This window comes from Rhizobacter sp., from assembly GCF_035702065.1.
In the GTDB taxonomy this organism is placed as follows: domain Bacteria; phylum Pseudomonadota; class Gammaproteobacteria; order Burkholderiales; family Burkholderiaceae_C; genus Rhizobacter.
Map to the genome: position 1 here is coordinate 1 of NZ_DASSRA010000431.1, position 4828 is coordinate 4828.

General features: G+C 68.6%; 5 protein-coding genes. All 5 read right to left on the reverse strand.

Annotated elements, in window-relative coordinates:
- Window positions 1-849: ABC transporter permease (locus VFL64_RS19010; RefSeq protein ID WP_489541951.1), on the reverse strand; the 849-nt coding region annotated here is incomplete at its 3' end.
- Window positions 830-2314, reverse strand: a complete 1485-nt coding sequence (locus VFL64_RS19015) for a sugar ABC transporter ATP-binding protein (protein WP_489541952.1) — start codon at window positions 2312-2314, stop codon at window positions 830-832. The genes VFL64_RS19015 and VFL64_RS19010, both read right to left, overlap by 20 nt.
- Complete coding sequence (locus VFL64_RS19020) at window positions 2311-3516, reverse strand: ROK family transcriptional regulator (protein WP_489541953.1); 1206 nt, start codon at window positions 3514-3516, stop codon at window positions 2311-2313. The genes VFL64_RS19015 and VFL64_RS19020 overlap by 4 nt, the downstream gene beginning before the upstream one ends.
- A gap of 168 nt (window positions 3517-3684) precedes the next feature.
- Window positions 3685-4104 carry a F0F1 ATP synthase subunit epsilon gene (locus tag VFL64_RS19025; protein ID WP_489541954.1) on the reverse strand — a complete coding sequence of 140 codons (420 nt, stop codon included), beginning with the start codon at window positions 4102-4104 and terminating at the stop codon, window positions 3685-3687.
- A gap of 13 nt (window positions 4105-4117) precedes the next feature.
- Window positions 4118-4828, reverse strand: a 711-nt coding sequence (locus VFL64_RS19030) for an ATP synthase beta subunit C-terminal domain-containing protein (RefSeq protein WP_489541955.1), incomplete at its 5' end; no start/stop codon positions are given.

Below are 4828 nucleotides of genomic sequence, written 5' to 3' on the forward strand. Positions count from 1 at the left end.
GCTGCCCGCGCCGCCCTTGAGCGCGGTGCCGCCGACGATCACCGCGGCGATCGCCTCCAGCTCCCACAAGAGCCCGGTGGTCGGCGAAGCCGAGCCCAGGCGCGGCACGTAGAGCAGGGTGGCGATGCCCACGCACACGCCCAGCAGCACGTAGGTGATGACCTTGATGCGGTCCACGTCCACCGCCGCGTAGCGCGCCACCTGCTCGTTGGAGCCGATGGCCTGCACGTAGCGGCCGTAGGCGGTGCGGTTGAGGATGAGGCCGCCGATGAGCGCGACCACCGCAAACACCCACACCGGGATGGGCACGCCCAAGAGGCTGGCGTAGTACACCGGGCTGTAGACATCCGACAGCGCGTTGTCGAGCGTGATCGCCCCGCCGTTGGCAAAGTAGGTGAGGTAGGCGCGGAAGATGCCCAGCGTGCCCAGGGTCACGATGAAGGGCTCGATGCGGCCCTTGGTGATGAGTAGGCCGTGCGCCAGGCCGAACAGGGCACCGAGCAGCACCGCGAAGCCCATGCCCAGTGCGACCACCAGCACCGGCGAACCGATGGAGCCTGCCACGCCATTCATCAAGAGGATCACCGAACCCGCGATCAGCGCGGCCATCGAACCCACCGACAGGTCGATGCCGCCCGAGATGATCACGAAGCACATGCCCACCGCGATGATGCCGATGAAGGCGGTGCGGGTGAGCAGGTTCATTGCGTTGTCGAGGCTGGCGAAGTCGCTGTTGAGCAGCGTGCCGGCGATGCACAGCAGCACCAGGCCGGCGATCGGCCCGAGGCCGTGCAGCCGCGCGTGCCAGGGTGCGTGCACGGTGGCGGCGTCAGTGCGTTCCGGTGGCATGGGCGATGAGCTCCTCTTCGGTCAGGTGGGTCGCGTCCAGCGTGGCCTGCTGGCGGCCGGCGCGCATCACCACCACGCGGTGGCACAGGCCGATCAGCTCGACGAGTTCCGACGAGATGACGATCACGGCCAGGCCTTCCTGCGCCAGGCGGTGGATCAGGAAATAGATGTCGCGCTTGGCGCCCACGTCGACGCCGCGCGTGGGCTCGTCGAGCACCACCACGCGCGGGTTGGGGTGCAGCACCTTGGCCAGCGCCAGCTTCTGCTGGTTGCCGCCCGACAGCGACGAAGCCGGCGCGTCCAGCGTGCCGGTGCGGATGCCGAAGGTGTCGACCGCCTGGCGCAGGGCGCGCTGCTCCTCCTTGGGGTGCAGCCACGGCCGTGCGTAGCGCGCGAGCGCCATCAGCGTGAGGTTCTCGCGCAGGCCGAAGTGCACGTGCAGCCCCTTGCCCTTGCGGTCTTCGCTCAGGTAGGTGAGGCCTTGGTTCGCGGCCTCGCGCGGGTTGCGCAGGCGCACCGGCTCGCCATCGATCTCGACCGTGCCGTGGCAGGGGCGCAGGCCCAGCAGGCCTTCGAACAGTTCGGTGCGCCCGGCGCCCACCAGGCCGGCGAAGCCGAGGATCTCGCCGGGCCGCACGCTGAAGTGAACGTCACTCGCCCAACCCGGCACGCTGCAGCCCTTCACTTCGAGCAGCGGAGCGGTGCCGGTGGGCGGGTGTTCCTTGAGTGGATAGAGGTCGGCCAGCTCTCGGCCCACCATCAGCTGGGCCATCTGCTGGCGCGTGAGCCGGGCGGTCGCCTCGCGCGCGACGAAGCGGCCGTCGCGCAGCACCACCACCTCGTCGGTGATGCGCTCCACCTCGTCGAGCTTGTGCGAGATGTAGAGCAGGGTGACGCCGTCGGCCTTGAGCTGCGCCATCAGGGCGAACAGGCGCTCGGTCTCGCCGGGCGTGAGCGTGGCGGTGGGCTCGTCCATGATCAGCAGCCGGGCCTTGCGCGCCAGCGCGCGCGCGATCTCTACCAGCTGCTTCTCGGCGACGATGAGCTGCTTGACCTGCGTGTCGGGGTGCTTGGCCAGGCCCACCTGCTTGAGCACGCGGGCCGACTCGGCGCGCATGGCCTCGTCGTCGAGCAGCCAGCCGCGCTTGCGCTCGTGGCCGAGGAAGATGTTCTGCGCGATCGTCAGGTCTTCGGCCAGGTTGAACTCCTGGTGGATGAGCACGATGCCTTCGGCCTCGGCCGCCCGCGAGCCGCTGAAGCGCTTGGGCTGGCCGTTGATGCGCAGCTCGCCGCCGCTCATCGGTTCATAGCCGGCGAGGATCTTCATCAGCGTGGACTTGCCGGCGCCGTTCTCGCCCAGCACGCCGACCACGCGGCCGGGTTCGAGCGCGAAGCTCATACCGTGCAGCACCTGCACCGGGCCGAAGGCCTTCCTGACGTCCACGAACTCGACGGCCACGCTCATGAGGCGATCACCCCGCGCGCCTTGATGGTCTCGTGCATCGCCAGCACGCCCGCACCGATCACGCCGCCCTGTTCGCCTAGCGGCGTGTACTGGATGTCGAGGTGGCGCGTGGAGAGCGCCAGCGAGCGGTGGTAGATGCTCTGCCGCAGCGACGCCAGGAAGAGCGGTCCGATGCGCGTGACGCCACCGCCGATGAACACATGCGACGGGTTGAAGAAGTTGACGATGGACGCCAGCATCTGCCCGATCAGCGTGCCCGCGCGCTGGATGATGGCGTTGGAGGCCGCGTCGCCTGCGCGGCTGGCCTGCGCCACGTCGGGCGGCGTGATCACGCCACGCTCGGCCAGCACGGCGGCAAGCATCGGGCTCTCGCCGGCGCGGGCGGCCTCGGTGGCCTGTTGCGCGATGGCCGGGCCGGCGGCCATGGCCTCCACGCAGCCGAGGTTGCCGCAGGTGCAGCGCGGGCCGTGCGGGTCGACACAGATGTGGCCGACGTCACCGGCCGAGCCATTCGCGCCGCGGTAGACCTCGCCATGGCACACGATGCCGCAACCGATGCCGGTGCCGATCTTGATCACGAGGAAGTTCTGCAGGCTGCGCTGCAGGCGCCACAACTCGCCCAACGCCATCAGGTTCACATCGTTGTCGACGAAGACGGGCGCGCTGTAGTCGGCGCGCAGGTCTTCACGGATGGAGAAGCTGTCCCACTCGGGCATCAACGGCGGGTTCACCAACTGGCCGGTCTCGAAGTCGACCGGGCCGGGCACGCCGATGCCGATGGCGATGACGTCGCGTGGCTTGCGGCCGCATCGGGCCAGCAGCTCGGCCATCAGCGCGCGCACGCGCGAGAGCAGCAGGCCGGGGCCACGGCGCACATCGGCGGCTTCGGCGTGGCTGGCCAGCACCTGCAGGTCGGGCGTGAGCACCGCGATCTCGAGACCGGTGGCACCCAGGTCGGCGGCCAGCAGCACACCCAGGCCGTGGTTGAGACGCAAGGTCTCGGGCCGGCGCCCGCCGGACGAGGCTTGCAGCCCAGCCTCTTCGAGCAGGCCCTGGGCGAGCAAGCCAGCCACGGTGGCGTTGACGCGGGTCTTGGAGAATGCGGCCCGCTGCGCCACGGCGTCGCGCGACAGGCCGCCGCACCAGAACACGCTGTCCAGCACGGTCAATTCAGAGGTCGAAAGGTCGGCCCATGGGCTCACACGCTGTCTCCTGGCGGCCATCTGTCGTGGCTCGGTCGCCGGATGCTAGGCGTCCAACTTTCGCCGGGCAAGTTCGATCTTCGACCTGTTGCGGGTCGATCTGGTCAAAGAAAAAGCCCGCAGCGGCAGTGCCGTGCGGGCTTGGGAGCTCAGGGTGCCTGAGAAGTCTCAGCGCTTGCCGGTGAACTTGCGCAGGGCTGCGACCTGGGCCGCCAGGGAGGCCAGTTCGTTTTGGGCCTTGGCCAGATCGAGGTCGCTCTTGGCGTTCTTGAGCGCTTCTTCGGCGTGGCGCTTGGCGTCGATGGCCTTGGCTTCGTCCAGGTCCTTGCCGCGGATGGCGGTGTCGGCCAGCACGGTGACCGTGCCCGGCTGCACCTCGAGAATGCCGCCGGCCACGAACACGAACTCTTCCTGGTCGTTGTCGGCGCGCTGAATGCGCACCGCGCCGGGCTTGATGCGGGTGATCAAGGGCGTGTGGCGCGGGTAGATCCCGAGCTCGCCCATTTCACCCGGCAAGGCGACGAACTTCGCTTCGCCGGAGAAGATGTTTTCTTCGGCGGAGACGACGTCTACGTGCAGGGTTGCCATCTCGGTGCTCCGATCAGTTCAGCTTCTTGGCTTTTTCGAACGCTTCGTCGATGGTGCCGACCATGTAGAAGGCCTGCTCGGGCAGCGAGTCGCACTCGCCGGCCACGATCATCTTGAAGCCGCGGATGGTTTCCTTCAGCGGCACGTACTTGCCGGGCGAGCCGGTGAACACTTCGGCCACGTGGAAGGGCTGCGACAGGAAGCGCTGGATCTTGCGGGCGCGGGCCACGGCCAGCTTGTCTTCGGGGGCCAGTTCGTCCATGCCCAGAATCGCGATGATGTCGCGCAGTTCCTTGTAGCGCTGCAGCACCGACTGCACCGCGCGCGTCGCGCTGTAATGCTCTTCGCCGATGACGTTCGGGTCGACCTGGCGCGACGTCGAGTCGAGCGGGTCGACGGCCGGGTAGATGCCGAGCGCCGCGATGTCGCGCGACAGCACGACCGTCGCATCGAGGTGGCCGAACGTCGTCGCGGGCGAGGGATCGGTCAGGTCGTCGGCGGGCACGTACACGGCCTGGATCGACGTGATCGAACCGGTCTTCGTCGACGTGATGCGCTCCTGCAAACGGCCCATTTCCTCGGCGAGCGTCGGCTGGTAGCCCACGGCCGAAGGCATCCGGCCGAGCAGCGCGGACACTTCGGTGCCCGCGAGCGTGAAGCGGTAGATGTTGTCGATGAAGAGCAGCACGTCGCGGCCCTCGTCGCGGAAGAACTCGGCCATCGT